This is a genomic window from Nocardia sp. NPDC004711, from assembly GCF_053601595.1.
Map to the genome: position 1 here is coordinate 99,621 of NZ_JBSGCB010000025.1, position 25,822 is coordinate 125,442.

Below are 25,822 nucleotides of genomic sequence, written 5' to 3' on the forward strand. Positions count from 1 at the left end.
GCGCGGGTGTGGCAGCGCCACCGCCGCCGCACCCGCCCAGCCGGATGCCGAATGTGGCGCCCTATTCGTTCTTTCCATCCACCTGCGCCATGGAGAGCACATCCAGCCGGCGATCCAGCTCCTCCAGCGAGAGCTTGTCGCCGATCAGACCGCGGTCGATGACCGTCTGCCGGATCGTCTTGTGCTCCTTCAACGCCTGCTTGGCGACGGCCGCCGCCTCCTCGTAACCGATGGCCGAATTCAACGGGGTCACGATCGACGGCGAGGATTCCGCCAGCCGCCGCAGCCGGTCCACATCGGCGACCAGGCCACGGACGCACTTGTCGGCGAACAGGCGGGAGACATTGGCCAGCAGGCGAATCGACTCCAGCACATTGCGGGCCATCATCGGAATGTAGACGTTCAATTCGAAGGCGCCGCTGCCGCCGCCCCAGGCGATCGCGGCATCATTGCCGATGACCTGCGCGGCCACCTGCGTAACCGCCTCCGGCAGTACCGGATTCACCTTGCCCGGCATGATCGAGGAACCCGGCTGCAGGTCCGGCAGCTGTAGCTCGGCCAGACCGGTGAGCGGGCCCGAACCCATCCAGCGAATATCGTTGGCGATCTTGGTCAGACTGATCGCGACCGTGCGCAGCGCACCGGACAACTCCACCAGGCCGTCGCGGGCCGCCTGCGCCTCGAAGTGGTCGCGGGCCTCCGACAGGTGATCCAGATCGGTCACCCGGGCCAGCTCCGCAACGACTTTCGCGCCGAAACCGGCCGGCGCGTTCAATCCGGTGCCGACCGCGGTGCCGCCGATGGCCAGCTCGCCCACCCGGGGCAGGGTGGCCAGCAGGCGCTCGATGCCCGCACTCACCTGCCGGGTGTAGCCGCCGAACTCCTGGCCCAGGGTGACCGGAACCGCGTCCATCAGATGGGTACGGCCGGACTTGACCACGTACTTCCACTCCTGGGACTTGTCCAGCAGCGCCAGCCGCAGATGATCCAGGGCCGGGACCAGATCCTTGACCACCGCCTCGGTAGCCGCGAGATGCGTTGCGGTGGGGAAGGTGTCATTGGACGACTGCGACATGTTCACGTCGTCGTTGGGGTGCACGGTGACGCCGTCACGGGCGGCGACGCTCGCGATCACCTCGTTGGCGTTCATGTTCGAGCTGGTGCCCGATCCGGTCTGGAAGACATCGATCGGGAACTGGTCGTCGTGGCGGCCGTCGGCGACCTCCTCCGCCGCCGCGATGATGGCGTCGGCCTTGGCCTTGTCCAATAGACCCAGATCGCGATTCACGGCCGCGCAGGCGGCCTTCAGCAGGCCGAGTGCGCGAATCTGCGCGCGCTCCAGGCCGCGTCCGCTGATCGGGAAGTTCTCCACCGCCCGCTGGGTTTGCGCCCGCCACAGCGCGTCGACGGGAACGCGGACCTCGCCCATGGTGTCGTGTTCGATGCGGTACTGCGTCTCCTCGCTCATGAACCGACCCTATGCCCGCCGCGCACCCCGTGGGAGTGCCACGCCTGAGGGAATCCGCACAGCGCCTGTGGGAATAGGACATCGCCGGTCCCGGAGACAGCGCCGCCCCGGTGGACGGATCCACCGGGGCGGCAAGCTGTTTCGCTCGGATCAGGGGAGCGGCGGGGTGGCGTGCTCGTCGCCGACGAAGTCCACCGACGCGTACTCGCGCAGCTTGGTCAGCCGGTGGTAGGCGTCAACCATGCGGATGGTGCCGGACTTGGCGCGCATGACGATGGACTGGGTGTACGCGCCGCCGCCGTAGTAGCGGACGCCCTTGAGCAGATCGCCGTCGGTGACGCCGGTCGCGCTGAAGAAGACGTCCTCACCGGAGACCAGATCCGTGGTGTTCAGGATGCGGTCCAGGTCGTGGCCGGCGTCGATGGCCTTCTGCCGCTCGGCGTCGTCCTTGGGGGCCAGCTTGGCCTGCAGCGCGCCGCCCAGGCAGCGCATGGCGGCCGCGGCGATGATGCCCTCGGGGGTGCCGCCGATGCCGATCAGCATGTCGACGCCGGACTCCGGACGGGCACAGGCGATGGCGCCGGCCACGTCACCGTCGGAGATGAGGCGGATGCGGGCGCCCGCGTCGCGCACGGCCTTCATGTGCTCGGCGTGGCGGGGGCGGTCCAGGATGCACACGGTCAGGTCGGAGACCGAGGAGTTCTTGGCCTTGGCGACCCGGCGTAGGTTCTCCGCGATCGGGGCCGACAGGTCGATCACGTCGGCGGCGTCGGGGCCGACGGCGATCTTCTCCATGTAGAACACGGCCGAGGGGTCGAACATGGCGCCGCGCTCGGCGACCGCCAGCACGGAGATCGCGCCCGGGGAACCCTTCGACATCAGGGTGGTGCCGTCGATCGGGTCGACCGCGAAATCCAGTTCCGCGCCGGTGCCGTCGCCGACCAGCTCGCCGTTGTACAGCATGGGCGCTTCGTCCTTCTCGCCCTCACCGATCACGACGATGCCGCGCATGGAGACCGTCGCCACCAGCTGCCGCATGGCGTCCACGGCCGCGCCGTCGCCGCCCTCCTTGTCACCACGGCCGACCCAGCGGCCCGCGGCCATGGCGCCGGCCTCGGTGACCCGGACCAACTCGAGCGCTAGGTTGCGGTCCGGTGCCTCGCGGCGGCTGGATGCGGTCATGACGAGAGCCTCCTTGGTTGTCTAAAGCTGCGTAAATTGTCGCATTGCGGTTTACGGCCCTCGGCACGTACTTACGTTTCCCGAGACCGTGAGCTCGGTCGCACCCGGGCCCCGTGGATACTGAGTGCGTGTCGTACCAAAAGCCGCGCAGTCAGAACGACTACAAGGACCTGATCTGGTCGCTCGCTCCGCTGGTGCTCATCTGCCTGGTCATCGCCGGGATCGCGAGCCAGTGCTCGTTCTCCACCGGCGGTCCGACCCAGGGCCGGATCCCGGCCTTCGATGCGAAGGCAGCGCTCACCGACGACGCGCGCCACCTGTCCTTCCCGATCCGCCTGCCGGCCCTGCCGGATACGGATCCGGACAAATGGACTCCGAACTCGGGCAGCCACGACACCATCGCCGGGACGGGTGGCGGTGACACCAGCACAGTCGGATTCATCACCCCCCAGGGCACCTACATGCAGTTGACGCAGTCGAACGCGACCGTCGACGCCATCGCCAAGAAGTACGCGCCCGCCAAGACCGCCACCGGCACCCAGCGGTACGGCGACCATATGTGGAATGTCTACGCCGAGGCCGGCTCCGAGCCCGCGTGGATCAGCGACTTCGGCGATGTCCGCGTCCTCATCAAGGGCGCCGGCAATCCCACCGCCTTCGATACCCTCGCCACCGCCATGGGCCAGGCGCAGCCGCTGCCGCGCAGCTGATCGGATAAATCGCTCGACCCCACCGCGGTCTTCGGCTGCGATGAGCGGCATGAGCGTCCTCGACGAACTGCGCGCCCGCGAACCGATCTTCCATCGGCCCGAACTGGGCACCGATTTCGCGCCGATGGTGGCCGCCGACTTCTGGGAGATCGGCGCGTCCGGGCGGTGCTTCGACCGCGACTACGTGCTCGAGGTACTGGCCGAGCGGCAGCGGACGCCGGCCGAGGAGATCTGGGAGACCAGCGAGTTCCGATGCCAGGAGCTGGCTCCCGACCTGTACCTGCTGACCTATCTATTGCGGCAGCCGGAGCGGGTCAGCCGGCGGGCCACTATCTGGCGGCGGGCCGGGGCGGACTGGCAGATCGTTTTTCACCAGGGCACGGTCGTTGCCTAGCGGTCACTCCTGGGCGGTGCGGTGGGCGAGGGCATCCTCGACGCGCTTGCGGGCGCCGGCGAGGTGCTGTTCGCAGCGGGTGGCGAGGGCTTCGCCGCGTTCCCACAGGGCCAGCGAGTCGTCGAGATCCATGCCGCCCTGCTCGAGCATCTTGACGACATTGACCAGCTCGTCGCGGGCGCGCTCGTAGCCGAAGGTGGCGATTTCGGCGCGTTCGTCGTCGGTCATCAGGAGTCCTTCCGGGTCGGGCGGGGAGCCAGGGATTGGGCGCCGAGGGCGGCGGCGGAGATCGCGCCGTCGGCCACCCGGATGCGGAGCTGCGTGCCGGGCGGGGAGTCCTCGATGGCGCGGACCACCTCGCGGTCCTTGCCGTTCACCCGCTGCACCACGGCGTAACCGCGGGCCAGGGTGGCGGCCGGGCCCACCGCGGAGAGCTTTTCGCGCAGGTGCCGGGTGGTGGTGGACTCGCCGTTCAGCAGGTGGTCCACGGCCCGCTGGGCGCCGGCGCGCAGCCGCTCCACCTCGTCGTGGCGCTGATCGAGCAGCCGCAGCGGGTCGGCCAGCACCGGGCGGGAACGCAATTGGGCCAGGGCGCGGGCCTCGCGGTCCACCCAGCCGCGCAGGGCCGCGTTCGCGCGGGACCGAAGTTCCTGCAGCAGCGCGGTTTCGGCGGCGGCGTCGGGCACGATGCGCTTGGCGGCGTCGGTGGGGGTGGCGGCCCGCAGGTCGGCGACATAGTCCGAGATCGGATTGTCCGGCTCGTGGCCGATGGCGCTCACGATCGGAGTGGTGGCGGAAACGATGGCGCGGCACAGGGTTTCATCGGAGAACGGCAGCAGATCCTCGACGCTGCCGCCGCCGCGCGCCAGCACGATCACATCCACCTCGGGATTCGCGTCGAGCGCGGCGATGGCCTCCAGGATCTGCGGCACCGCGGTCGGGCCCTGCACGGCGGTATTGCGAATCTCGAAACGCACCGCGGGCCACCGCTGCGTGGCCACCGTCACCACATCGTGCTCGGCGGCGCTGGCGCGGCCGGTGATCAGGCCGATCCGATTGGGCAGGAACGGGATCGGGCGCTTGAGCCGAGGATCGAACAGGCCCTCCGCCGACAGCAGCGCCTTCAAGCGTTCGATGCGGGCCAGCAGCTCGCCGATGCCCACCGGCCGAATCTCGGTGACCCGCAACGACACCGTGCCCCGCCCGGTGAAGAACGACAGCTTGCCGTACACGACGACCCGGCTGCCCTCCTGTAGCGGCACCGCCGAATTACGCAGCAGCTCCGGATCACAGGTCACCGACAGCGACATGTCCGCCGCCGTATCCCGCAGCACCAGAAAGGCCGTCCGCGTCCCCGGCCGCACATTCATCTGGGTGATCTGCCCCTCTACCCAGACCGCCCCCAGCCGGTCGATCCACTGCGCCACCTTCACCGCGACGGTCCGCACCGGCATCGGGTTCTCGGCGGACGAGCTCGGCGGCCGCGGCGTCGTATCGGTGCTCACCGCACGATTCTGTCAGTGCCCACCGACGCCCGGCGCACACCGCCCGCCGACACGGGATTCACGCGCTTGTCCGACCCCGCGGATCCCGGTGAATACGAACACCGGCCGCCCGGGTGGTAGCCCGGGCGGCCGGCGCTGGTCGAGGACCGCCGATGTGACGGTGCCGGAGTTCCGGGGCCGGGCCCCGAAAGAGTTGGGTTCACTTCGCCTGAACGGTCGCGATCCGGTTGGTCAGCATGGTGACGAACGGGGCGCGGTCGAGGGTCTCCTGCTCGTAGGCGAGCAGCGCCACGAGGTCGTCGACGGTCAGCTGGCGCAGGCGGGCGCGCAGCTGGGCGATGGTCATGGCGGAGTAGTCGAAGCGGATCGCCACTTCGGGCTCGACGACGGCGCTGCTGTGGTGGCCGTTGGAAGCCGTTGCGGGCGCTGCGGTCTCGGTGACCTCCGGATCGGCTGCCTCCTGCGCGGCCGATTCGGCGGGCACCGGTTCGGGGTCGACCGCGACCGGCTCGGTCTCGACCGCGGCCGGTTCAGGGGCCGCGACCGGCTCCACTACGGCCGGAGCGGGCGCCGCGACGGCCGGTTCCGGCTCGGTGAAGAGGTCGAAACGGCTCTGCCGTACCGATTCGGCGGCGAAGCTCGGAGTTTGCTCGTCTTCCTCGTCCTCATCGAAGGTGGCCCAGGCGGGCTGTTCTTCAGGCTGGTTGAGCAAACGGTCGAAAACGGCGTCGCCCTTGAGGGCGAGGCTGGTCACGAACTGCTGGAGGTGCATGGTGGTCTGCAGCACCTGGCTGATCGCGGTGATCGGGAAATTGATCGCGGTCGTCGGTAGCCGACGAGTTTCCTCGAGAGCATAGACGGCGGCCCCGGCGGCGACCCGGGCCAGGAACGGAGGTCGGAACATGCCCCTAGCCTGCCCGAAACGCCGTGTGATGCAAAGGTGAAAAGCCGCGAAAAGTGATTGTGACCCTGACCTCCGCGCGAATGCGCGCCGGAGCGCACACGTATTCTGTGGGGCATGTCCTCGGCTATCCCTTTGAACGTCGGAATCGTCGGGTCCGCGGCGGGTGATGCCGACGCGCCACGGGGCCCACAAGAGAAGCGAGTACTGCTCGCCGAACCGCGCGGCTACTGCGCCGGTGTGGACCGAGCGGTCGAAACGGTGGAGAAGGCGCTCGAAAAGCACGGCGCGCCCATCTATGTCCGCAAGGAAATCGTGCACAACCGGCACGTGGTGGAAACGCTGCGCGAGCGCGGTGTGATCTTCGTCGACCAGACCGAGGAGGTGCCGGAGGGCGCGCTCGTGGTGTTCTCCGCACACGGCGTGTCCCCGGCCGTCCACGAGTCCGCCGCCCGCCGCAACCTGCACACCATCGACGCCACCTGCCCGCTGGTCACCAAGGTGCACCAGGAGGCCAAGCGCTTCGCCCGCGACGACTTCGACATCCTGCTCATCGGCCACGAGGGCCACGAGGAGGTCGAGGGCACCGCCGGTGAGGCGCCCGACCACGTGCAGCTGGTGGACGGCCCCGACGCCGTCGACTCGGTCACCGTGCGCGACGAGAACAAGGTGATCTGGCTCTCCCAGACCACGCTGTCGGTGGACGAGACCATGGAGACGGTCAACCGCCTGCGCCAGAAGTTCCCCAAGCTGCAGGATCCGCCGAGCGACGACATCTGCTACGCCACCTCCAACCGCCAGACCGCGGTGAAGGCCATGGCCCCCGAATGCGATCTGGTGATCGTGGTCGGCTCCCGGAACTCGTCCAACTCGGTCCGGCTGGTGGAGGTCGCGCTGAGTGCCGGCGCCCGCGCCGCCCAGCTGGTGGACTATGCGCGCGAGGTGGATCCCGCCTGGCTGGAGGGTATTCGCACGGTCGGTGTCACCTCCGGCGCCTCGGTTCCGGAGATTCTCGTGGAGGGCGTGCTGGAATTGCTGGCCGAGCACGGTTTCGGTGCGGTGGTTCCGGTCACGACGGCCAACGAGACGCTGGTCTTCTCGCTGCCGCGCGAACTTCGCACCGCGCGCGCGTAACTCGTTCCGAAACGCATTCGCGCCCTCCACATTCGTTGTGGAGGGCGCGAATTTGCTATCCGGATGATCTTTTTTCGTGCCCGATTTCCTGATTGCCGGAAATATACGGTGCGAGTCGCTCGAATGTCGCCGGGGATTCAGCGTTCGATGCGACCCGAATCACGTTCGCGGTAGCGCACATTCGGGCGCGGATGCGGCGGCAGTTCACCCGGCTGCGCGCGACGGCGGCGGCCACCCTCGGCGGCAGGGGCCGGATTGCGCTCGGGGGCGGCGTGGCGTTCGGCGCCGCGACCCATGGCCTGCTCGGGGCTCTGCGCACGGCGGCGGCCCTCGCCCTGGGCGGCCTCCGGCGCCGGCGGGGTGGCGCGACGCTCACCGTTGCGGGGGCGATCGGCCGGGGCGGCGCGGCGCTCACCGCTGCGGGGCTGGTCGCCAGGGGCCGCGCGGCGCTCGCCGGCGCGGGACGGCTGCTCGGCGTACTGGGCCCGGCGGCGGCCCTCGGCGGTAGCGGCGCCGGACTGGTTCGGGCCCGCGGCGCGGCGGCGGCCCTCGGTGGCGGCCGGGGTGCGTTCGGCGGCGGCCTGATCCGGATCCTGGGCGCGCCGGCGGCGGCCCTCGCCGGCGGGCCGGCCGGTGTTGCTTACCCGCGGCGGCCCGGCCGCGACCCGGGCGCCCGCGTGCCGGGACGAACGAGCGGTCTCGGTGTCGGGGGTGTCGCCTTCTTCGGCGGTGTCCGCGCCGGGCCGGAAGCGGCGTCTGGCGGGTTCCTTGGAGGCGGTGGAGCGGGTGCGCTGGGCGCGGGCGCTGCCGGGGCGGGTGGCACGAGCCCGGGTCCTGCGCGGTTCGCCGGTCGCGCCGGCCTTGGTCTCGCGGTGGTGCAGCACGATGCGGACGGCGCCGACGATCAGCACGATCACGGTGGCCAGCGCCATGGTGGGGAACCGATTCACCAGCGGGATGGCCAGATTCAGCAGGATGTCCTTCAGCTTGAGACTGCCGGAGGACCCGAATAGGAACTGGTAGGCCAGCGGCACCGCGACGAACAGCAGCAACGGCGGCAGCACGAGCGTGGTGAACAGTCCCCGGTAGCGGACCGCGAGCACGGCCACCACACAGCCGCCGATGTACAGCAAGGCGAAGGAACCGGTGAGTTCGTCGCCCTGTGGTCGGCTACCCGCACTCTGAGCGTCGATCAGAAGACCGATGAACGTGCACGTCACAGCGATCAGCACCGCGGCTCCGGCCGGGACGCCGGGAACCGACGGCAGGATCGAACGGTGCGACGGGGGCACCTCGGTTCGCTCGCGTTGGGTAACTGCCACGTCAAGCACACTAAGGCATATCGGTGTTTCGCGAGGCAGGCGACATCACGCGGGTATGCGGAAGCTCTGTCTAATTTGCCCTCGGCTGCCCTCCGGGCGGGTTCGCGGCGCTGAAAGTCTCGTTCTTCCCTCCTCCGCTCCTCCGCTGCGCTCCCCCGCTCCAAGCGCGGGGAGGCGGAGCGCAGTCCAGAACGAGACGCGCCGCGAACCTCTGCGCGCTTGTAGACCGAGCCCTGAATGGCGTGCTCATGTGTCCAACCTCATCCTTCGCGATCCATCGCATCTGCGAAGCCGACTGCGCGCGGCCAGCTCTCGACCCTGCGGACTTCGGGGACCGGCGCGTCGGCGATCTCCAGGTCGTGCAGCTTTCGGGCGGTCACCATGACCCGCGCCTCCACCGACGCCACGGTGTGGTTGTAGGCGTCGACCGCCTTGCCCAGCTGCGCGCCCAGCCGGTCCAGGTGGCGGCCGGTGGTGCCGAGCCGGGTGTAGAGCTCCCGGCCCAGCTGCTGGATCACCGCCATGTCCGCCGTCAGCGCCTCCTGCCGCCAGCCCAGCGCGACCGTGCGCAGCAGGGCCATGAGTGTGGTGGGCGTCGCCAGGACCACATTGCGACCGAAGGCGTACTCGAGCAATCCGGAGTCGGTGGTGAGTGCCGCGTCCAGGAACGGATCGCCGGGTACGAACAGGACCACGAACTCGGGGGAGGGATCGAAGGCCGCCCAGTACTCCTTGGCCGCCAGCTGATCCACATGGTTGCGCAGATGCCGGGCGTGGCGGGCCAGGTGGCCCTCGCGCTCGCGCGGGTCCTCGGTACCGGCGGCGTCCAGGAAGGCGGTGCAGGGCACCTTGGCGTCCACCACGATCTGGCGGCCGCCGGACAGGCGCACCACCAGATCCGGGCGCACCACGGTGTCGCCGCGGCGGGTGACCTGGGTGTCGAAGTCACAGTGCCGGGCCATGCCGGCCAGCTCGACCACACGCTCGAGCTGGATCTCGCCCCAGCGGCCGCGCACCTGGGGCGCGCGCAGCGCGGCCACCAATTGACCGGTCTGCGTGGACAACTGATGTGACATCCGCTGCATGCCCGCGACCTGTTCGCGCAGGCCGGAGTACGCGTTGATGCGATTGTGCTCGACCTCGCGAAGGTGGCGGTCGAGGCTGCCGACCGCCTCCCGCAGCGGATCGACCAGCGCGCCGATGGCATGGGACTGCCGCCGGGCCGCGTCCTCGCTGGCCGCGCCGAGTGATTGCCGCAACAGCCGCTCGTTGTCCCGCGTGGCCGCCAGCCGCGCCTCGGCCACCGCCGCCCGCTGTCCCGCGCGCGCGGCATGCCCGAGCCAGCCCAGGGCCAGCCCCGATACGAACACCAGCAGCAGCGCGAACAGCATCGGTGCGGTCATGGCGCAGATAGTGCCGGAGACCACCGACAATTCCGCCTCTCCGGAACGTCAGCGGCGCGTCGGGACACAATTCCGCCTCTCCGGGACTTCAGTGAGCGGCTCGGAGCCGTTGGTCGTTGGGCGTCCGTGCCGGCGGTTGGGTGCCGACACGATTCCGGGCGTGCCCGGCGAGTTTCCCCGACCGTTGCGAAATCAGTTGTCGCCCTGCCATACGCGCGGCGTGTTCGACGCGACTCGCGAGGGTGTCGCGCGGGTTGTCGGGGGGATCTAATAGCGTCTTGCGGCATGCGGATCCTGCACACCTCCGACTGGCATATCGGGCGCACCTTTCATGGCGTCGATCTGCTGGCCGATCAGGAGTGTTCGCTGCGGGCCGTCGCGGAATTGGTGGCGGCCGAGGGGGTGGACGTGGTCGTACTGCCGGGGGATGTGTACGACCGTTCCATTCCCAGTGCGGATGCGATTGCGGTGTGCAATCGGGGATTCGAGGCAATTCGGGCGGCGGGGGCGACCATTGTCGCGACCTCCGGTAATCACGACTCGCCGACTCGGCTCGGTGCGCTCGGTAGTTTCGCGGCGGCGGGCGGATTGCATTTGCGCTGCCGGATCGCGGACGTGGCGCGGCCGATCGTGCTGTCCGATGAATTCGGCGACATTGCCTTCTATGGCATTCCGTACCTGGAGCCGGAGATCACCCGGGTGGAATTGGGCGTGCCGCAGGCGCGTTCGCACGCCGAGATCCTCGACGCGGCCATGAGCCTGGTGCGCGCCGATCTCGCCGGGCGGGCGGGGGCGCGGTCGGTGGTGCTGGCGCATGCCTTCGTGGTGGGCGGCGAGGCCACCGGGTCGGAGCGGTCCATTTCGGTCGGGGGCGTGGAGACCGTGCCGCTGTCGGCCTTCGCCGGGATCGACTACGTGGCGCTCGGCCACCTGCACTCGCCGCAGACGCTGTCGGAGTCCGTCCGCTATTCGGGTTCGCCGCTGCCGTATTCGTTCGGCGAGCGCTCGCACCGCAAGGCGGTCTGGATCGTGGACATCGACGCCGCGGGGCTGTCCGCCGTCCAGCGCCACGAACTCCCGGTGGTGCGCGGCCTCTCGCAACTCACCGGGCCCCTGGAATCCCTTCTGGAAGCGCCGGAGCACGCCGAAGCCGAATCGCACTATGTCTCGGCCACCCTCACCGACGAGGCGCGTCCCGTGGACGCGCTGCGCCGCCTCCGCGAGCGTTTCCCGCACGCCGTCCACGTGGAATGGCAACGTCCCGAAGGCAACCCGGAACTCCGCTACCGCGAACGCGTGCACGGCCGCCGCGACACCGAGATAGCCCAGAGCTTCCTCGCCGACGTCCGCGGCACCCCCACCCCCGGCGAAATGACCTGGCTCGAGCGCGCCCTCGCCGCCGCCACCCGCGAAACCGACGCCCCCCTCCGCTTTCCCGCTCCGGCCGAGACCGCCGCACCCGTTGCTCCGGCCGCTGTCGCCGCCGGGGATGTCGTGCCTGTCGGTGCTGCAATGGGCGATCCGGCCGCCGTATCTGTCGAAGGGGCCGCGGCCGCGGCGGTTGCCGTCTCTGTCGAGGCGGCCGGTAGTACCGAAGGCGGCGTACTGACGACTGCCGTGCCGGCGGAGGCTGTCGTGGCCGCGGAGGGCGCGTTGTTCGCCGTGCCCGATGATGCCGATGCGTCGGGTGCAGCCGCCGGACATGCATCGGTGGGAGGCGGCGGGGCCGAGGTCGCGGCGCGGGTGGTGAGTGCGGCCGGGTTCGATGGGTCGGTGCGTGGGGTGGATGCGGCGGAGGCCGATGCGGCGCTCGGGCTGTTCGATCTGGGTGACTTCGGGTTGGAGCCGGGCGAATCGGGCGATGTGGCCGGTGGGATGACCGCATGAGCGTTGGGGCGCTGAGTGTTTCGGCGTGTCCCGCGGTGGGCGGTGGGTGCCGGGTAGTTGGATGGGGAGTGGCGTTGAGGGAAGGGGGCGCTGCGTGCGGCTGCATCGGTTGGAGCTGACGGCGTTCGGGCCGTTCGCCGAGACGGCCGTGGTCGACTTCGACCAGCTCGGTGCGGACGGGTTGTTCCTGCTGCACGGGCAGACGGGGGCGGGGAAGACCACGGTGCTGGACGCCATCGCGTTCGCGCTGTACGGGAGCGTGCCGGGGGCGCGTGGCGATATCAAGCGGCTGCATTCGGACCACGCCGACGAGCAGACGCCGCCCCGGGTGCTGCTGGAGGCCACGGTCGGTGGCCGGCGGCTGCGCCTGAACCGGTCGGCGGAATTCCAGCGGCTGAGCAAGCGCGCCAAGTCGGGCTGGGTGAAGGAGAACGCGGCCGCCACGCTGGAGTGGCTGGACGGGCGCGGCCAGAACCTGTCCCGCATACCCGATATCGGCGACGAGGTGCTTCGGCTGCTGGGCATGAGCGCCGATCAGTTCTTCCAGGTCGTGCTGCTGCCGCAGGGTGATTTCGCGCGATTCCTGCGTGCCGACAACGAGGATCGCGAGAAGCTGCTCGAAAAGCTCTTCGACACCGAGCGTTTCGGCACCGCCGAGCAGTGGCTGGTCGACAAGCGCCGCGCGAGCTCCGCCGATCTGGATGCCCGCAAGCACAGCATCGACCGTCTCATCGCCCAGGTCGGTACGGCCGCGGGCCTGCCCGCCACCGAGACGGCCGGGCTGCTCGAGTCGGTCGGCTGGTCGCAGTCCCTGCTGGCGGCCGCCCGCACCCTGGTGAGCGAGACGGCCGCCGATCTGCGGCAGCGCCGGCAGGATTCGGCCGGTGTCCGCGCCGCCGCCGAGGCGGAGCGCCGCCGCCATGAGCTCTTCCGACGCCGTACGGCGGCTCGCACCCAGCTGGCCGACTTCGCCGCCGCCGCCGACCACCGCGCCGCGCGTCAGTCCGAACTCGACCGGGCCCGCCGCGCCGAACCCGTCGCCACCGCCCTGGCCGAGGCCCGCGCCGCCGCCGTCACCCTGCGCCGCCGCACCGACGACGCCACCCGCGCGGCCGAGCGACTCGCCGACCGCCTCCTCGAACCTGCCAGCGTCGAGCTCCCCGGAACCGCCTGGGCCGCAGCCGATCTCGCCGCGGCGGAACTGACCGGCACCGACCTCGCCGCCGACCTCGACGACATCGACGCCCACGCAGGTCACGCTGGAGATCTCACTGCCCCCAGCCCGTTCGACGCCGCCGACGCCGACGCTGGTGACCGGGCGCACGACAACAACGGTGTCGAGGATGCCGGACCGGCGATGCTCGAGGGCGGCGCCGGGGGGCTCGAGGCGGCTGTGCGGCGGTGGAGCGCACAGGTGGGCGCGCTCGATGAGGTTCGGGCGGATGCGGATTCGGCGACCCGGCTGACGCGGGAGCTGGCCGGGTTGCGGACCGAGCAGGCCGATCTGGAAGCCCGGTCCGGCAAGCTGGCCCAGCGGCTGCGGGAGCTGCCGGATGCCGTTGCGGCGGTGGAGGTCCGATTGCGGGACGCCGCGGATGCGGCGGCCGCATTGCCCGGACTGGAGGCCGAGTGCCAGCGGTTGCGCACGTCGGCTGCGGCCGCGGTGGAGTTGGAGCGGCGGCGCGGTGAACTGGCCCGGGCGGGAACTGCTTTCGAGCGGGCGCGGACCGGGCACGCCGAGGCGTGGCAGCGTACGCAGGCACTGCGGGAGCAGCGCATGGCCGGGATGGCGGCGGAGCTGGCGGAGGGCCTGGCTGCGGGCGAGCCGTGCGCGGTGTGCGGGTCGCTCGCGCATCCGGATCCGGCGCGGCCGGCTGCGCATGCGGTGTCCAAGGCCGACGAGGACGCGGCGCTGGCCGCGGAGCGGAAGGCCGAGGCCGAGCGGGAGCGGGCCGGGCAACTGGTCGCCGAGCTGGAGCGGGCGGTCGAGGTGCTGGTCGAACGGGGCGGTGATGTGGACAAGGCGGAACTGGCCGTCGCACTGGACGATTCGACCCGGCGGTACACCGCGGCCAAGGGCATCGCGGGTCTCGTGGACGGGCTGACCGCCGAACTCGGGACACTGCGCGCGGATCAGATCCGGTTGCAGGACGAGGCGCGGGAATGTGAAAGCCGTTCCAGCGCAACGACGGAGCGGATCGTTGCCACCGATCGGCGGCTGGCCGAACTCACCGAGCGGCTGCGTGCGGCCGCCGGCGCCGACGGCACCGTCGACCGCCGCCGGGCTCGCCTGGCGGCGCTGGTCGAGGAGGCCACCGCGGTGCGGTCCGCACGTGTCGAGGCGGCCACTGCCCGTGAGCAGGTGGCGGTGGCTGCCGTCCGGGTCGAAAGGCTTTCCTACGACGCGGGTCTGGTGGATTCCGCGCCGCCGGTGATGGGGGAGTCGGGGCCGGACTACGGCGTGCTGGGCGAGTACGCCCGCGCGGTCGACGCCGCCTCCCGCACCGTCGCGCAGCAGACGGCCATCGAGGACGAGCTGGTGGCCGCCGACCGGGCTCGCGCGCACGCCGAGGCCGTGCTCGCCGAACCCGAGATCCAGTCGGCCGGGGAGGACAAACCCGGCGATCCGCGCGAGCTGGAAACCGCGGTGGCGCAGGCGGAATCGGAGCTGAACCGGGCCGTCGCCGCGAATGCCGAGGCGGATCGGCGGCTGGCGCAGCTGGAGGGCCTGTGCGCACAGCTGTCGGCGGCCGTCGATCGCATCGCCCCGCTCCAGCGCTCCCACGACGAGCTGGCCCGCCTGGCCGAGGTGGTGTCCGGCCGTGGCGAGAACAACCGCCGCATGTCCCTGCGCTCGTACGTGCTGGCCGCCCGCCTGGAGGAGGTGGCGCTGGCCGGTTCGGTGCGGCTGCGCCGGATGTCCGGCGGCCGTTACGAATTCGTCCACACCGATGCCGCGGGCCCGCGCGGCCGCCGCGGCGGCCTGGGCCTCGATATCCGCGACGACTACACCGGCGCGATCCGTCCGGCCAAAACCCTTTCCGGCGGCGAGACCTTCATGGCCTCCCTCGCCCTGGCGCTCGGCCTGGCCGATGTCGTGTCGGCCGAATCCGGCGGCCTGGTCATGGACACCCTTTTCATCGACGAGGGCTTCGGCAGCCTCGACGCCGATACCCTCGACGCCGTGATGGGCGTCCTGGACGAGCTCCGTTCCGGGGGCCGGGTGGTCGGCGTGGTGAGCCATGTGGACGAAATGCGCCAGCGCATCCCCAGCCGCCTGCACGTCATTCGCGGCCGCACCGGCTCCCGCCTCGAAACCTCGGTCGGCGCATAGGCTTTCGGCGGGGCGAAAGCCCGCACGGCAACGGCACCCGACACCCCCGGCCCGTCAGGGCTCCAGGTCGACCACGCCTTTGCCGCTCGAGATGTCGAACGGCACCGATACCTGATCGTGCGCGATCAACCAGGTGCCGTCGATCTTCCGCAGGCCGTAGGTGACCCGGACCCACATACCGCTCGTCGCGGCCCCGTTCCTCAGTGTGCCGCTGAGACGAGCGAAGGCGTGCCCGAATGCCACATCATCACCGATGGTGAACGTCAGATCGCGTACCTCATAGGTCACAGTCTCGAAGAACAGGAAGACCTTCGACCAGTTCTCGAGTTTCGCCGCGATCCCGACATGCTGGAGCGGCGGCTCGACATCGAAGGACACGACGTCGGGCGTGTACACCTGTTTCAGGGCGTCGAGGTCCTTGGCTCGCAGTCCTTCGACCACCTTGTCGATGTTCCGGCGAATCTCGACTTCATCGGCCTCGATGCGGTCGGCGCGTGATCGAAAGTCGTTGGGTGTGGTCATGATCGACTCCTCAGGAATGGACGAGAGTGGTTTCGCCGGCCGCTCGCAGCGGCGCGAGCGCACCACTCCAGGCGATGAGCTGATCCAGCGTCTTGGTCAGGGCGGCGGCATGATGGTCGCGGGGTGTGAAGGTGGTGTGGTCCTCGAAATCGGTGAGCACCGAGATCGCGACCTGATAGCCGACATCGGCGAGGCCCAGCGTGCTGCAGACCACCCGCAGCTGCACCACGGCGCGGGCACCGCCGGCCGTGCCGTAGGAGACGAATCCGACTGCCTTGTCGGTCCACTCCCAGAGCAGATGGTCGAGGGCGTTCTTCAGTACCCCGGGGGCGCCGCTGTTGTACTCCGGGGTGACAATCACGAAGCCGTCGAATCGGGCGATCCGTTCGGCCCAGGCGCGGGTGTGTGCATGCATCGACGGGCCGAACATCGGCGGCACAGGCTCGTCGAGATGCGGGAGCGGGTGGTTGCGCAGGTCGATCAGTTCGAACTCGGCGTCGCCGCGCTGCGCTGCCGAGTCCAGAACCCACTGGGCGACCTGCGGGCCTTTGCGGTTGGGCCGGGTACTGCCGAGGATGATGCCGATTCTGATCATTTCCGGAACTCCTGCTCTGCTGAGAACGTCATGACCCTCCGACGACACAGCTGTCCGGAATGTCAGGCCGCCTCACAAATGGGGTCGCTGATTCGTCGAATTCGGTGGGTACGCACAGACCGAAGGAGCCGCACATGACCGACCCGCATTTGCCCGGGGTGATCGATGAACGCCGTCAGCTGATCAATCTCGCCTACCGGCTGCTCGGCTCCCTGTCCGAGGCCGAGGATGTGGTGCAGGAGACCTACGTTCGCTGGTACGCACTGTCCGAGCGGCAGCGGCGGGAGGTGGCGACGCCCGGCGCGTGGTTGACGACGGTCGCCGGCCGGATCTGCCTCGATCTGCTCGGCTCGGCGCGCGCCAGGCGGGAACGCTATGTGGGCGAATGGATTCCGGAGCCGGTCCCCGACCGATCCGAATGGCTCGACGGTCCCGCCCCCGTCGATCCCGCCGACCGGGTCACCCTCGACGAGTCGATCAGCATGGCCTTCCTCGTCGTGCTGGATTCCATGACACCGGCGGAGCGGGTGTCGTTCATCCTGCACGACGTCTTCCGCTATTCCTTCGCCGAGGTCGCCGGCATCGTCGGGCGCACGCCCGCGGCCTGCCGCCAGCTCGCCTCCAGTGCCCGCCGCCGCATCGATACCTCGCGGAGCCCGTCGGGCGCCGTGCGCACCGAGGTGGTCCGGGACTTCAAACGGGCTTGGGAGACAAAGGATATCGAGGCCCTGATCGGCCTGCTCGATCCGCAGGTGATCGCCACGGCGGACGGCGGCGGCCTGGCGCTATCCTTCCACGACCCGATCAACGGCGGTGAGCAGGTCGCCCACGCCTGGATGGAAATCGCCGCCCGCGGCCCCGCGGTAACCCTGCTGGAGCGGACGGTGAACGGCCAGCCCGGCCTGGTCGCGCAGCTCGACGGCACCGTCGTCTCGGTCTACGCGTTCGATATCGCAGACGGCCGGATCACCCGTATCTGGGTGATCCGGAACCCGGAGAAACTGCGGCCCTGGACGGCCGGCTGAACTGAACAGCGCATCCGCACGCTGTTCCGGCCGATTCGGTTATCGGCCCGCGAAGCGCACTTCAGCGCGGGCGCGGGCCTTGGCGGCCTCGACCTCGCGGTCCTTGGGCGGGGCGGTGGTGGTCAGGCCGTTCAGCAGCCGGGTGGTCGCCGCGGCGATCTCTTCCACCGCCAGATCGAAGGCGTCCTGGTTGGTCTGGGACGGTTTGGTGCTTCCGCTGATCTTGCGGACGTACTGCAGGGCGGCCGCGTGCACCTCGTCCGGGGTGGCCGGCGGCTCGAAGTTGTGCAGGGTGTGAATGTTGCGGCACATGGCTGCCACGGTACGCCCGGGCACCGACGCGGCCCGGGCACGCTCGGGCGCGGACCTGTGGGCGAGCGCCCTCAGGCCGACTCGTGGTCGAGCAGCCAGCGCTTGATCGGCAGACCGTAGCGGAAGCCGCCGAGGCTGCCGTCGGTGCGGATCACCCGGTGGCAGGGCACGAAGAGCGCGGCGGCATTGCGGGCGCAGGCATTGGCCGCCGCGCGGGTGGCGGCGGGCCGCCCGGCGATGGCCGCGAAGTCGGTGTAGGTGACGGGAGCTCCGGCCGGCACCTTGCGCAGGATCTCCCAGGCGTGGGTGAGGAACGGCCCGGAGACCTGGCGTACGGCGATGTCGTCGATGGCCGTGAGGTCACCGGCGTGGTACTCGGTGACTGCCCGCGTGACCGCGCCGAGGGCGTCCCGTCCGCGCAGCGCGGCGGGCCGGATGCCGGGGTGGATCAGCGCCCGCAGTTCCTCAGGGTCGGCGGTCCAGCCGGAGGCGAGGACCACCCCGTCGGCGTCCACGATGGCGGTGAACGGACCGGCGGGTGTCGCGACGGTGGCGTAATCGGCTGTGTCGATGGTGGTTTCGGAGCTCACTACGGGTTCCTCCGGTTGGCCTCGGCGGGGTGGGCGAGGGCGTGTTTCCACAGGTGCATGGTGAGGTAGGACCGCCACGGCGACCAGCGGGCGGTGTCGGCGAGGTCGATGCCGAGCAGTCCCGCGCCGCGGCGCACGATCAGGTCGGAGTGCAGGAGCACATCCGGATTGGCGAGCAGGCGCATGGTGACGTAGTCCGCGGTCCAGGGGCCGACCCCGTCCAGGGCCAGCAGGTCGCGGCGCAGTTCACCGGCGGTACGGCCGGAGTGCAGCACCAGGTCGCCGGTGGCCAGTGCCTTGGCCGCGCCGACGATGGCCTCCGTGCGCCGGCTCGGCCCGGTCAGTACCTCGGAGCCGCGTTCGGCGATGGCCTCGGCGGTGGGGAACAGGTGCGGGATCGGCCCGGCGATGGTCTCGCCCAGGCCCTGTACCAGCCGCGCGGTGTGGGTATTGGCCGCGGCCACCGAGATCTGCTGCCCGATCATGGTGCGCAGCAACAGTTCCGGGCCGTCCAGGCAGCCGGGGACCCGGATGCCGGCGGGCAGCACGGCGTCCGGAAAGCCCGGGCGCGGTGGGCTTCCCGCCAGGCCGGCGGCCATGGCCTCGTCGATCCCGATGGGATCGGCGTCCAGATCCAGGAGGTGCCGGATGCGGGCGACGGTCGGCGCGAGGTCGCGCATGTCCTGCAGCGCCAGTGAGGCCCGCACGTGACCGGGCAGGATGGACAGCCGAATGGTGGTGTGGCCGTGCGGTGTTCGCAGGCTGCGGCTGTAGACGCCGTTCTCCCACAGCTCCACGCCCGGGACGGTGTGGGCGGACAGGAACCATTCCAGCCACGACTTGTCCAATGGTTCGCGATAGGGGAGTCGCAGGGTGAGCAGCCCGTTGGTGGCCGGCAGCGTGTCGCCGTTGCGGCGCCGGGATTCCTCGCGCAGCGTGGTCGGGCTGACCGCGAACACCTCGCGCACGGTGTCGTTGAACTGCCGGATGCTGGCGAATCCGGCCGCGAACGCGATGTCCGACATGGGCAGCCGGGTGGTCTGGATCAGCAGCCGGGCGGTGTGCGCGCGGTGGGCGCGCGCCAGGGCCAGTGGTCCGGCGCCGAGCTCGCTGGTGAGTACCCGGGTGAGCTGGCGCTGGGAGTAGCCGAGGGCGTCGGCGAGGGCGGGCACGCCGCCGCGTTCGATGACGCCGTCGCTGATCAGGCGCATGGCGCGGGAGGCCAGGTCCGCGCGGGTGTTCCAGAGGGGCGACCCGGGCGCGGCGTCGGGCAGGCACCGGCGGCAGGCGCGGAAGCCGTGCTGCTGTGCGGCGGCCGCGGTGGGCAGGAAGGTGACGTTGGTGCGTTTGGGGGTGATGGCCGGGCAGGAAGGGCGGCAATAGATTCCGGTGGTGCGCACCGCGGTCACGAACTGCCCGTCGAACCGGGCGTCCCGGGTTGCCACGGCGCGGTAGCAACGCTCGAAATCCAAGTCGTTCGCACTCACGCATACCACCATGTCAGTCCCGGCCGACCTCTGCTAGCGGGTATCGGACATGGATGTTGGCGGAAAACCGCCACTCGTGTCAACAGCAGCGATTTGCGGGGTTCTTGGCGGCGGCCGCATGGCGATCGCGCCAATACTGGCGCTCGCTGGGAATCTCGCATCCCGGGTGCTGCAGCCGCAGGTGATCGACGTAGCGGGCGTAGTCGTTGCCGCCGAGGATCGAGTTGAACCACCAGGCAACGGCTTTCACAGCCCGGACGAGGGCGAGCCCCGCCCGCCGCAGCGGACCTGCGGCGAGCGGGGCTTCGGGGGTACTCATCGGCGCGTCAATGACTGGCGACCGTGGCCGCGCCGGGCGCGCGGATCTTGCCCTCGGCGATCAGGGTGTCCCATTCCTGCTGGACCTCCTTGTCCGCCTTGGTGGCGAGGAAACCGCTGGGGCCGAAGATCTTCGACGGCACCTCCGGCGACTCGGTGGTCTCACTGCCGCCCTTGCGGATGGCGCGCAGGCAGACCCACACGCCGACCAGCGCCACGATCAGCACCATCACCGCGAACACGATGGAGAGCGTGCCCTGGACGAAGGTGTTGCGGATGATCTTGTCCATATCGTGGATCTGCTGATTCAGCGCGGCGGCGTCCTTGACGCCCTTCGGCAGCTGCCCCGAATCGCGTGCGGCGATGTAGGCGTTCTGCTTGTCGATGGTGTTGTGGTGCAGCGTCCAGTAGCCGATCTTCGGGTCACCCGAGAAGATCTTCTGGAACGAGGCCGTCATGGTGACGATCAGGTCCCAGACCAGCGGAAGCGCCGGAATCCAGGCCCATTTCACGAGGCCCTTCTTGACCACGATCACCAGCACCACCGTCAGCGCGATCGCCGCCAGCAGCTGGTTGGAGATGCCGAACAGCGGGTACAGGGTGTTGATGCCGCCCAGCGGGTCGGTGACGCCCATCAGCAGCACCGAACCCCACGCGGCCACGACCACGCCGGAGCAGACGAACACGCCCGGCCACCACGACGGATCCCGGAACTTCTTGGCCGCGCCGCCCAGGTTGCCCAGCGAATCCGAGAGCATGAACCGCGCGACGCGGGTGCCCGCGTCGATGGTGGTGAGGATGAACAGCGCCTCGAACATGATGGCGAAGTGGTACCAGAACGCCTTGAGCGAGGTACCGCCGATGAACTTGTGCATCACCTCGGTCATGCCGATGGCGAGGGTGGGCGCGCCACCGGTGCGCGAGTAGACCCGGGACTCACCGACGCTCTGCGCCATGTCGTTCAGGTACTTCGCGTCGATCGGGCTGCCGCCCACACCGAGCTTGTTCACGCTGTCGGCCGCGGCCTGCGCGGAGGTGAGGCCGGGGCTGTTGATGGCGAAGTACAGGTGCTGATCCAGGATCGACGCCGCGATGATCGCCATGACCGCCACGAACGACTCCATCAGCATGCCGCCGTAGCCGATCATGCGCGCCTGCGACTGCTTCTCCAGCAGCTTCGGCGTGGTGCCCGAGGACACCAGCGAGTGGAAGCCGGACAGCGCGCCACAGGCGATGGTGATGAACAGGAACGGGAACAGGCTGCCCGCGAAGGACGGACCGTTGCTGTTGGACGCGAACTGGGAGACCGCGGGGGCCTGCAGCACCGGCATGGTGACCAGCACGCCGATGGCGAGCAGGCCGATGGTGCCGATCTTCATGAAGGTGGACAGGTAGTCGCGCGGAGCCAGCAGCAGCCACACCGGCAGGACCGAGGCGATGAAGCCGTAGATGATCAGCATCCAGGCGATGGTGGTACCGGACAGCGTGAACAGGTCGCGGCCCCAACCGGATTGGGACACCGGATTGCCGAGCAGAATCGCCGCCAGCAGCAGCACGAAGCCGAACAGCGACACCTCGCCGACCTTGCCGGGCCGGAAGAAGCGCAGGTACAGGCCCATGAACAGGGCGATCGGGATGGTCATCGAAATGGAGAACACACCCCACGGGCTGCCGCCCTCGAGCGCGCCGGTGGTCGGATTCTTGGTCGCGGCAAGGGCATTCACCACGACGATGCCCAGTACCGCGAGCAGGATCATCATGATCACCAGCACCGCGATGATGGCCGCGACACCGCCGACCACGCCGAGCTCGTCGCGCGCCATCTGGCCCAGCGACCGGCCGCGGCGCTTCACCGAGGCCCACAGCACCAGGTAGTCCTGCACCGCACCGGCCAGCACCACGCCGACAATGATCCAGATGGTGCCGGGCAGATAGCCCATCTGCGCGGCCAGCACCGGGCCGACCAGCGGGCCGGCGCCCGCGATGGCGGCGAAGTGGTGGCCGAACAGGACCCGGCGGTCCATCGGCATGTAGTCCTTGCCGTTCTCCATCTCCTCGGCGGGAGTGGCGACGTCATCGCGCGGCTTGGTGATCCGGTATTCGATGAGCCGGGCGTAGAACTGGTACGCGAGTACGTAAGTGCAGAGGGCGGCGATGACGATCCACACCGCGTTCACGTTCTCGCCGCGCATGAAAGCGAGGATGGCCCAGGCGATTGCGCCGATCACGGCGATGACGAGAAAGATGCCCTTCTTCGCGGGCGTCATGGGCGTCCGGTCCACGACACCCACCGGAGGTAGGTCGGGATCCGTCCGGAGGTATTCGATGGTCGCCATGCGACAACTCTCCCTGCGGTACTGCGGCTTCTAACTGAAATGGTCACAACGTAGCCCAACCGACGTGCGAGTGAACCGGCTTCGACCGGCTGTTCACCTGCTGTCGTACCGCCAGGTGCGGGTGGCCCGGCGGACGCTAGGAACGGCGCGCGGGGGTGGTGCGGGCCAGTCTGGTTCCCGCGATTTCGCGTGTTTGCCGCACGTCGCAGGTTGCTCCCCGTATGCTGCCATGCTGGTTCGAGATCTGCGTCACTGTGGTCCTTTAGTTCGTTTAGTTCACGGAGATATATCTTTGGCGAGCGAATGGGCGGCCTGGCCCGGCGGAATGGATCGGCGTAGCCTGCTGCGCTCGGCCGCGCTGGCAGCGCTGCTGGCCGCGGGCGGCTGCGCGGGCGGGAACGACGACGCGGTCACCTTCTTCTTCCAGGCGCGGCCCGAGGAGGCCCGGGCGCGGCTTCGCATCATCGACGAATTCCACCGGCGGCGACCGGATATCAGGATCCGCACCATCATGTCCGGGCCCGATCCCCTGCAGCAGATGCTCACCTACTGCGCGGGGGGTAAATGCCCGGACGTGCTGATGGCGTGGGAGCTGCTCTATGCCGGGCTCGCCGATCGGGGCGTGCTGGTGGATCTGCGCGAATTCCTGGACCGGGAGCCGGATTACGCCGCCCGGCTGCGCGCCGACGGGTACGCGACACTGCGCGACACCTTCGTCTGGGACGGCGGGCAGTACGCGTTGCCGGAGCAGTGGTCGGGAGTGTTTCTCTACTACAACCGGAAGCTGTTCGCCGAAGCCGGGATTCGCCCGCCCGCCCGCTGGTCCGAGGCCTGGACCTTCGCGGAGTTCCTGGCGGCCGCGCGGGCGCTCACCCACCGCGACGCCGACGGGCGCACCGGGCAGTGGGGATTCGTGGACGCCTGGGTGCCCTACTTCTCGGCGGCCTGCTTCGGTATGAACAACGGCGTCGAATGGTTCAGTCCGCCGGTCCGGCCCACCAGCACCAATCTCGGTGATCCGCGGTTCGCCGCCGGGTTCCAGTTCTATGCCGACCTGGCCGTGCGGCACCGGGTCGCGCCCAGTGTCGGTGACCGGCAATCGGTTTCGGCGCAGGATCTGTTCCGCAGCGGGCGGGCCGCCATGCTCATGGGCGGGCACTGGCTGTACTCGGAGTTCACCGGGCACGACGACCTCGACTTCGACGTCACGGTGCTGCCGGTCGGGCCGGACGGGGGTCCGGGCGCGATCACCGATATCGGCAGCACCGGACTGGCCATCGCGGCGAGCAGTCCGCGGCGTGAACAGGCCTGGGAATTCGTGAAGTTCGCGACCGGGCCCGAGGGGCAGGCCATCATCGCGGAGTCTGGTCTGTTCGTGCCGGTCCTGCGATCGGCCATGCAGTCACCGGGATTCGCCGCGGCCCACCCGGCGCTGCGCAATCTCGAGGTCTTCACCGAGGGGCCGGAGAATTCGCGTCCGCTGGCCGTGACGCCCGTGTGGGGCAAGGTGGAGGCGCTGCTCGAGCGCGGCTGCAATCGAGTGCTGCGGGGGGCGGCGACAGCGGACTCGCTGGGCGGGCAGACCAGCGCCGATATCGATCAGCTACTGCGGGCGGCGGTATGAGGGGTGGGCTGGAGCGGCGGCGGGCGCGCGCCGGAAGGCTGTTCGTGGCACCGAATCTGGCCGCCATCCTGGTGTTCATGCTCTTCCCGCTGGGGTTTTCGCTGTATCTGAGCTTCCACTCCTGGGATCTGTTCAGCCCGCCGCGATTCGTGGGTGTGGCGAACTATCGGCGGCTGTTCTCCCAGGACCCGCTGTTCTATATCGCCCTGCGGAATACGGCCGTGTTCACGATCCTGACGCTGGTGCCGACGGTGGCGGTCAGCCTCGCCGTCGCAGGACTGCTGAATCGAAAACTGCACGGTGTCGGGGTGTTCCGGACCGTGGCGTTCCTGCCGCTGGTGGCATCGACCGTCGCCATGGCGGTGGTGTTCCGCTTCATCTTCGCCAGCGATGACGGACTCGCCAATATTCTGCTGGGCCGGCTCGGCCTCGGCCCGGTGCCGTGGCTGACCGATCCGCAGTGGGCCATGGTCTCGCTGAGCCTGGTGACGGTGTGGAAATCGGTGCCCTTCGCCACCGTCATCCTGCTCGCGGCCATGCAGGGCGTCCCCGAAAACCTGTACGAGGCAGCGAAAATCGACGGCGCGAGCGCCTGGCGTCGTTTCCGCTCGATCACCATCCCGCTGATCCGCGGCGCCCTGTCCTTCGTCCTGGTCATCACGGTCATCAACTCGGTTCAGGCCTTCGACCAGGCCTATGCCCTGACCGGTAGCAACGGCGGCCCCGAGACCGGCACCTACGTCCTGGGAATCATGCTGTTCCAGAACGCCTTCCGCTTCTACGAGGTCGGCTACGCCTGCGCCCTGGCCTGGGTGATCTTCGCAATCCTGCTGGCCTTCACCCTGATCCAGCAATGGCTGGCTCGCCGATCCGAGGCGGAGCTTTGAGCCGCGGCGGAGTGGTGCGGCGCTTGGTCGCCGGAGTGCTGACCTACCTGGCGCTGATCGTGGTGGCGTGGTGCGCGCTGACCCCGATCCTGTGGTCCGTTTCGGCCTCCCTGAAGTCCGACGGTGAGCTGACCGACGCGGCGCCGCTGCCGTCGCACCCCCAATGGTCCAATTACCGGGAGGCTTTCGACGCCATCCCGCTCGGCCGCATGCTGCTCAACACCGTCGTCTACGCCGCCTGCGTGACCGCCGGCCAGGTCTTCTTCTGCTCTCTGGCCGGATACGCCTTCGCCCGCCTGCGTTTCGCGGGCCGCGAGGTGCTGTTCGTGGGCTACCTGGCCACCCTCATGGTCCCGCTCACCGTCACCGTCATCCCGCAGTTCCTGCTCATGCGGGCCTTCGGCTGGATGGACACCCCCTGGGCGATGATCGTTCCCGGTCTTTTCGGGAGCGCCTTCGGCACGTACCTGATGCGCCAGTTCTTCCGCACCCTCCCCATCGAATTGGAGGAGGCGGCCATTCTCGACGGCTGCACCCCGTGGCAGACCTATTGGCGAGTCCTGTTGCCGCACACCAAACCGGCGGTCATGGTGCTGGCGGTCCTCACCTGGATCACCGTCTGGAACGACTTTCTCTGGCCCCTGATCATGATTCAACGCAACGATTACGCGACCGCCACCCTGGGTCTCGTCCGGCTCCAGGGGCAGTATTCGACCAACTGGCCGCTGCTCATGGCCGCAGCCACGGTCATCCTGCTGCCACTGCTGCTGCTCTATGCGCTCGCCCAGCGCGCCTTCGTCCGCGGCGTCGCCCTCTCCGGCCTGGGCGGCCGCTGACACGCAGGACCGGTACCCGGTCGGGCATGCGCCGTGCGCACGCCCGACCT

22 protein-coding genes and 1 pseudogene are annotated in these 25,822 nt (G+C 69.6%); 9 read left to right on the forward strand and 14 right to left on the reverse strand.

Annotated features, from left to right (window positions below; all coding sequences use genetic code 11):
- Positions 1-61: 61 nt before the first annotated feature.
- On the reverse strand, positions 62-1,468 hold the full coding sequence (locus ACWEKS_RS25640) for a class II fumarate hydratase (protein ID WP_452342426.1): 1,407 nt from the start codon (positions 1,466-1,468) through the stop codon (positions 62-64).
- Between the two features lie 150 nt (positions 1,469-1,618).
- Complete coding sequence (gene glpX, locus ACWEKS_RS25645) at positions 1,619-2,650, reverse strand: class II fructose-bisphosphatase (protein ID WP_354833453.1); 1,032 nt, start codon at positions 2,648-2,650, stop codon at positions 1,619-1,621.
- Positions 2,651-2,778: 128 nt separating this feature from the next.
- Between glpX and ACWEKS_RS25650 the strand changes: the two genes are divergently transcribed.
- Positions 2,779-3,360 carry a DUF4245 domain-containing protein gene (locus ACWEKS_RS25650; protein WP_452342427.1) on the forward strand — a complete coding sequence of 194 codons (582 nt, stop codon included), beginning with the start codon at positions 2,779-2,781 and terminating at the stop codon, positions 3,358-3,360.
- A 49-nt stretch (positions 3,361-3,409) separates the two neighbouring features.
- Positions 3,410-3,754: a nuclear transport factor 2 family protein gene (locus tag ACWEKS_RS25655; RefSeq protein ID WP_452342428.1), complete on the forward strand. Its 345-nt coding sequence runs from the start codon at positions 3,410-3,412 to the stop codon at positions 3,752-3,754.
- A gap of 3 nt (positions 3,755-3,757) precedes the next feature.
- Here ACWEKS_RS25655 and ACWEKS_RS25660 read toward each other — a convergent pair whose 3' ends face one another.
- From ACWEKS_RS25660 to ACWEKS_RS25670, 3 genes are all read right to left on the reverse strand, one after another.
- Positions 3,758-3,982: an exodeoxyribonuclease VII small subunit gene (locus ACWEKS_RS25660; protein ID WP_354833459.1), complete on the reverse strand. Its 225-nt coding sequence runs from the start codon at positions 3,980-3,982 to the stop codon at positions 3,758-3,760.
- Positions 3,982-5,208 carry an exodeoxyribonuclease VII large subunit gene (xseA, locus tag ACWEKS_RS25665; RefSeq protein ID WP_452342455.1) on the reverse strand — a complete coding sequence of 409 codons (1,227 nt, stop codon included), beginning with the start codon at positions 5,206-5,208 and terminating at the stop codon, positions 3,982-3,984. Before xseA ends, ACWEKS_RS25660 begins: the two co-directional genes overlap by 1 nt.
- Before the next feature lie 250 nt (positions 5,209-5,458).
- Positions 5,459-6,163, reverse strand: coding sequence for a lipid droplet-associated protein (locus tag ACWEKS_RS25670; RefSeq protein WP_452342429.1), 705 nt, complete (start codon positions 6,161-6,163; stop codon positions 5,459-5,461).
- Between the two features lie 114 nt (positions 6,164-6,277).
- Between ACWEKS_RS25670 and ACWEKS_RS25675 the strand changes: the two genes are divergently transcribed.
- Positions 6,278-7,294 carry a 4-hydroxy-3-methylbut-2-enyl diphosphate reductase gene (locus ACWEKS_RS25675; protein WP_364620656.1) on the forward strand — a complete coding sequence of 339 codons (1,017 nt, stop codon included), beginning with the start codon at positions 6,278-6,280 and terminating at the stop codon, positions 7,292-7,294.
- 137 nt (positions 7,295-7,431) lie between these two features.
- Here ACWEKS_RS25675 and ACWEKS_RS25680 read toward each other — a convergent pair whose 3' ends face one another.
- Both ACWEKS_RS25680 and ACWEKS_RS25685 read right to left on the reverse strand, forming a co-directional pair.
- Positions 7,432-8,616, reverse strand: coding sequence for a DUF6542 domain-containing protein (locus tag ACWEKS_RS25680; RefSeq protein WP_452342430.1), 1,185 nt, complete (start codon positions 8,614-8,616; stop codon positions 7,432-7,434).
- A gap of 260 nt (positions 8,617-8,876) precedes the next feature.
- A complete protein-coding gene (locus ACWEKS_RS25685; protein WP_452342431.1) occupies positions 8,877-10,019 on the reverse strand; it encodes a DNA recombination protein RmuC in 1,143 nt (380 codons plus the stop codon).
- 285 nt (positions 10,020-10,304) lie between these two features.
- Between ACWEKS_RS25685 and ACWEKS_RS25690 the strand changes: the two are divergent.
- Together ACWEKS_RS25690 and ACWEKS_RS25695 are read left to right on the forward strand one after the other, a co-directional pair.
- A pseudogene (locus tag ACWEKS_RS25690) lies at positions 10,305-11,441 on the forward strand (exonuclease SbcCD subunit D); the annotation flags it as partial.
- Between the two features lie 559 nt (positions 11,442-12,000).
- Positions 12,001-15,240: an AAA family ATPase gene (locus ACWEKS_RS25695; RefSeq protein WP_452342432.1), complete on the forward strand. Its 3,240-nt coding sequence runs from the start codon at positions 12,001-12,003 to the stop codon at positions 15,238-15,240.
- A gap of 54 nt (positions 15,241-15,294) precedes the next feature.
- On the opposite strand, the gene ACWEKS_RS25700 is transcribed toward ACWEKS_RS25695, so the two are convergent.
- Together ACWEKS_RS25700 and ACWEKS_RS25705 are read right to left on the reverse strand one after the other, a co-directional pair.
- Positions 15,295-15,762 carry a YybH family protein gene (locus ACWEKS_RS25700; protein WP_452342433.1) on the reverse strand — a complete coding sequence of 156 codons (468 nt, stop codon included), beginning with the start codon at positions 15,760-15,762 and terminating at the stop codon, positions 15,295-15,297.
- A 10-nt stretch (positions 15,763-15,772) separates the two neighbouring features.
- Positions 15,773-16,357, reverse strand: coding sequence for an NADPH-dependent FMN reductase (locus tag ACWEKS_RS25705; protein ID WP_452342434.1), 585 nt, complete (start codon positions 16,355-16,357; stop codon positions 15,773-15,775).
- A gap of 134 nt (positions 16,358-16,491) precedes the next feature.
- Here ACWEKS_RS25705 and sigJ point away from each other — a divergent pair, with 134 nt between their 5' ends.
- Positions 16,492-17,382: an RNA polymerase sigma factor SigJ gene (sigJ, locus tag ACWEKS_RS25710; RefSeq protein ID WP_452342435.1), complete on the forward strand. Its 891-nt coding sequence runs from the start codon at positions 16,492-16,494 to the stop codon at positions 17,380-17,382.
- A gap of 39 nt (positions 17,383-17,421) precedes the next feature.
- Here sigJ and ACWEKS_RS25715 read toward each other — a convergent pair whose 3' ends face one another.
- The 5 genes from ACWEKS_RS25715 to ACWEKS_RS25735 all read right to left on the reverse strand — a co-directional run bounded on the left by ACWEKS_RS25715 (position 17,422) and on the right by ACWEKS_RS25735 (position 22,425).
- Positions 17,422-17,694: a DUF2277 domain-containing protein gene (locus ACWEKS_RS25715; RefSeq protein WP_452342436.1), complete on the reverse strand. Its 273-nt coding sequence runs from the start codon at positions 17,692-17,694 to the stop codon at positions 17,422-17,424.
- Positions 17,695-17,765: 71 nt separating this feature from the next.
- Complete coding sequence (locus ACWEKS_RS25720; RefSeq protein WP_452342437.1) at positions 17,766-18,284, reverse strand: methylated-DNA--[protein]-cysteine S-methyltransferase; 519 nt, start codon at positions 18,282-18,284, stop codon at positions 17,766-17,768.
- Complete coding sequence (locus ACWEKS_RS25725; RefSeq protein WP_452342438.1) at positions 18,284-19,783, reverse strand: Ada metal-binding domain-containing protein; 1,500 nt, start codon at positions 19,781-19,783, stop codon at positions 18,284-18,286. Before ACWEKS_RS25725 ends, ACWEKS_RS25720 begins: the two co-directional genes overlap by 1 nt.
- Before the next feature lie 67 nt (positions 19,784-19,850).
- The gene (locus ACWEKS_RS25730; protein ID WP_379380002.1) at positions 19,851-20,090 is read right to left on the reverse strand and encodes a YbdD/YjiX family protein; all 240 of its coding nucleotides are present in this window, start codon (positions 20,088-20,090) and stop codon (positions 19,851-19,853) included.
- A 7-nt stretch (positions 20,091-20,097) separates the two neighbouring features.
- Entirely contained in the window at positions 20,098-22,425 is a 2,328-nt protein-coding gene (locus tag ACWEKS_RS25735) for a carbon starvation CstA family protein (protein WP_452342439.1), read from the reverse strand.
- 325 nt (positions 22,426-22,750) lie between these two features.
- Here ACWEKS_RS25735 and ACWEKS_RS25740 point away from each other — a divergent pair, with 325 nt between their 5' ends.
- Genes ACWEKS_RS25740 through ACWEKS_RS25750 form a run of 3 tightly spaced genes read left to right on the forward strand, consistent with a single transcriptional unit; the run spans position 22,751 to position 25,772 of the window.
- The gene (locus tag ACWEKS_RS25740) at positions 22,751-24,049 is read left to right on the forward strand and encodes an ABC transporter substrate-binding protein (protein ID WP_452342456.1); all 1,299 of its coding nucleotides are present in this window, start codon (positions 22,751-22,753) and stop codon (positions 24,047-24,049) included.
- The gene (locus tag ACWEKS_RS25745; protein WP_452342440.1) at positions 24,046-24,936 is read left to right on the forward strand and encodes a carbohydrate ABC transporter permease; all 891 of its coding nucleotides are present in this window, start codon (positions 24,046-24,048) and stop codon (positions 24,934-24,936) included. The genes ACWEKS_RS25740 and ACWEKS_RS25745 overlap by 4 nt, the downstream gene beginning before the upstream one ends.
- Positions 24,933-25,772, forward strand: coding sequence for a carbohydrate ABC transporter permease (locus ACWEKS_RS25750; RefSeq protein ID WP_452342441.1), 840 nt, complete (start codon positions 24,933-24,935; stop codon positions 25,770-25,772). The genes ACWEKS_RS25745 and ACWEKS_RS25750 overlap by 4 nt, the downstream gene beginning before the upstream one ends.
- The last annotated feature ends 50 nt before the right edge of the window (positions 25,773-25,822 follow it).

Bases quoted from the DNA above. Each gene is read 5' to 3' on its own strand.
- ACWEKS_RS25675 (WP_364620656.1), top strand. From the start codon at position 6,278: ATGTCCTCGGCTATCCCTTTGAACGTCGGAATCGTCGGGTCCGCGGCG.
- glpX (WP_354833453.1), bottom strand. From the start codon at position 2,650: ATGACCGCATCCAGCCGCCGCGAGGCACCGGACCGCAACCTAGCGCTC.
- ACWEKS_RS25740 (WP_452342456.1), top strand. From the start codon at position 22,751: ATGGATCGGCGTAGCCTGCTGCGCTCGGCCGCGCTGGCAGCGCTGCTG.
- ACWEKS_RS25705 (WP_452342434.1), bottom strand. From the start codon at position 16,357: ATGATCAGAATCGGCATCATCCTCGGCAGTACCCGGCCCAACCGCAAA.
- ACWEKS_RS25685 (WP_452342431.1), bottom strand. From the start codon at position 10,019: ATGACCGCACCGATGCTGTTCGCGCTGCTGCTGGTGTTCGTATCGGGG.
- ACWEKS_RS25660 (WP_354833459.1), bottom strand. From the start codon at position 3,982: ATGACCGACGACGAACGCGCCGAAATCGCCACCTTCGGCTACGAGCGC.
- ACWEKS_RS25735 (WP_452342439.1), bottom strand. From the start codon at position 22,425: ATGGCGACCATCGAATACCTCCGGACGGATCCCGACCTACCTCCGGTG.
- ACWEKS_RS25745 (WP_452342440.1), top strand. From the start codon at position 24,046: ATGAGGGGTGGGCTGGAGCGGCGGCGGGCGCGCGCCGGAAGGCTGTTC.
- ACWEKS_RS25715 (WP_452342436.1), bottom strand. From the start codon at position 17,694: ATGTGCCGCAACATTCACACCCTGCACAACTTCGAGCCGCCGGCCACC.
- ACWEKS_RS25730 (WP_379380002.1), bottom strand. From the start codon at position 20,090: ATGAGTACCCCCGAAGCCCCGCTCGCCGCAGGTCCGCTGCGGCGGGCG.
- ACWEKS_RS25725 (WP_452342438.1), bottom strand. From the start codon at position 19,783: ATGGTGGTATGCGTGAGTGCGAACGACTTGGATTTCGAGCGTTGCTAC.
- ACWEKS_RS25655 (WP_452342428.1), top strand. From the start codon at position 3,410: ATGAGCGTCCTCGACGAACTGCGCGCCCGCGAACCGATCTTCCATCGG.
- ACWEKS_RS25670 (WP_452342429.1), bottom strand. From the start codon at position 6,163: ATGTTCCGACCTCCGTTCCTGGCCCGGGTCGCCGCCGGGGCCGCCGTC.
- sigJ (WP_452342435.1), top strand. From the start codon at position 16,492: ATGACCGACCCGCATTTGCCCGGGGTGATCGATGAACGCCGTCAGCTG.
- xseA (WP_452342455.1), bottom strand. From the start codon at position 5,208: ATGCCGGTGCGGACCGTCGCGGTGAAGGTGGCGCAGTGGATCGACCGG.
- ACWEKS_RS25700 (WP_452342433.1), bottom strand. From the start codon at position 15,762: ATGACCACACCCAACGACTTTCGATCACGCGCCGACCGCATCGAGGCC.
- ACWEKS_RS25640 (WP_452342426.1), bottom strand. From the start codon at position 1,468: ATGAGCGAGGAGACGCAGTACCGCATCGAACACGACACCATGGGCGAG.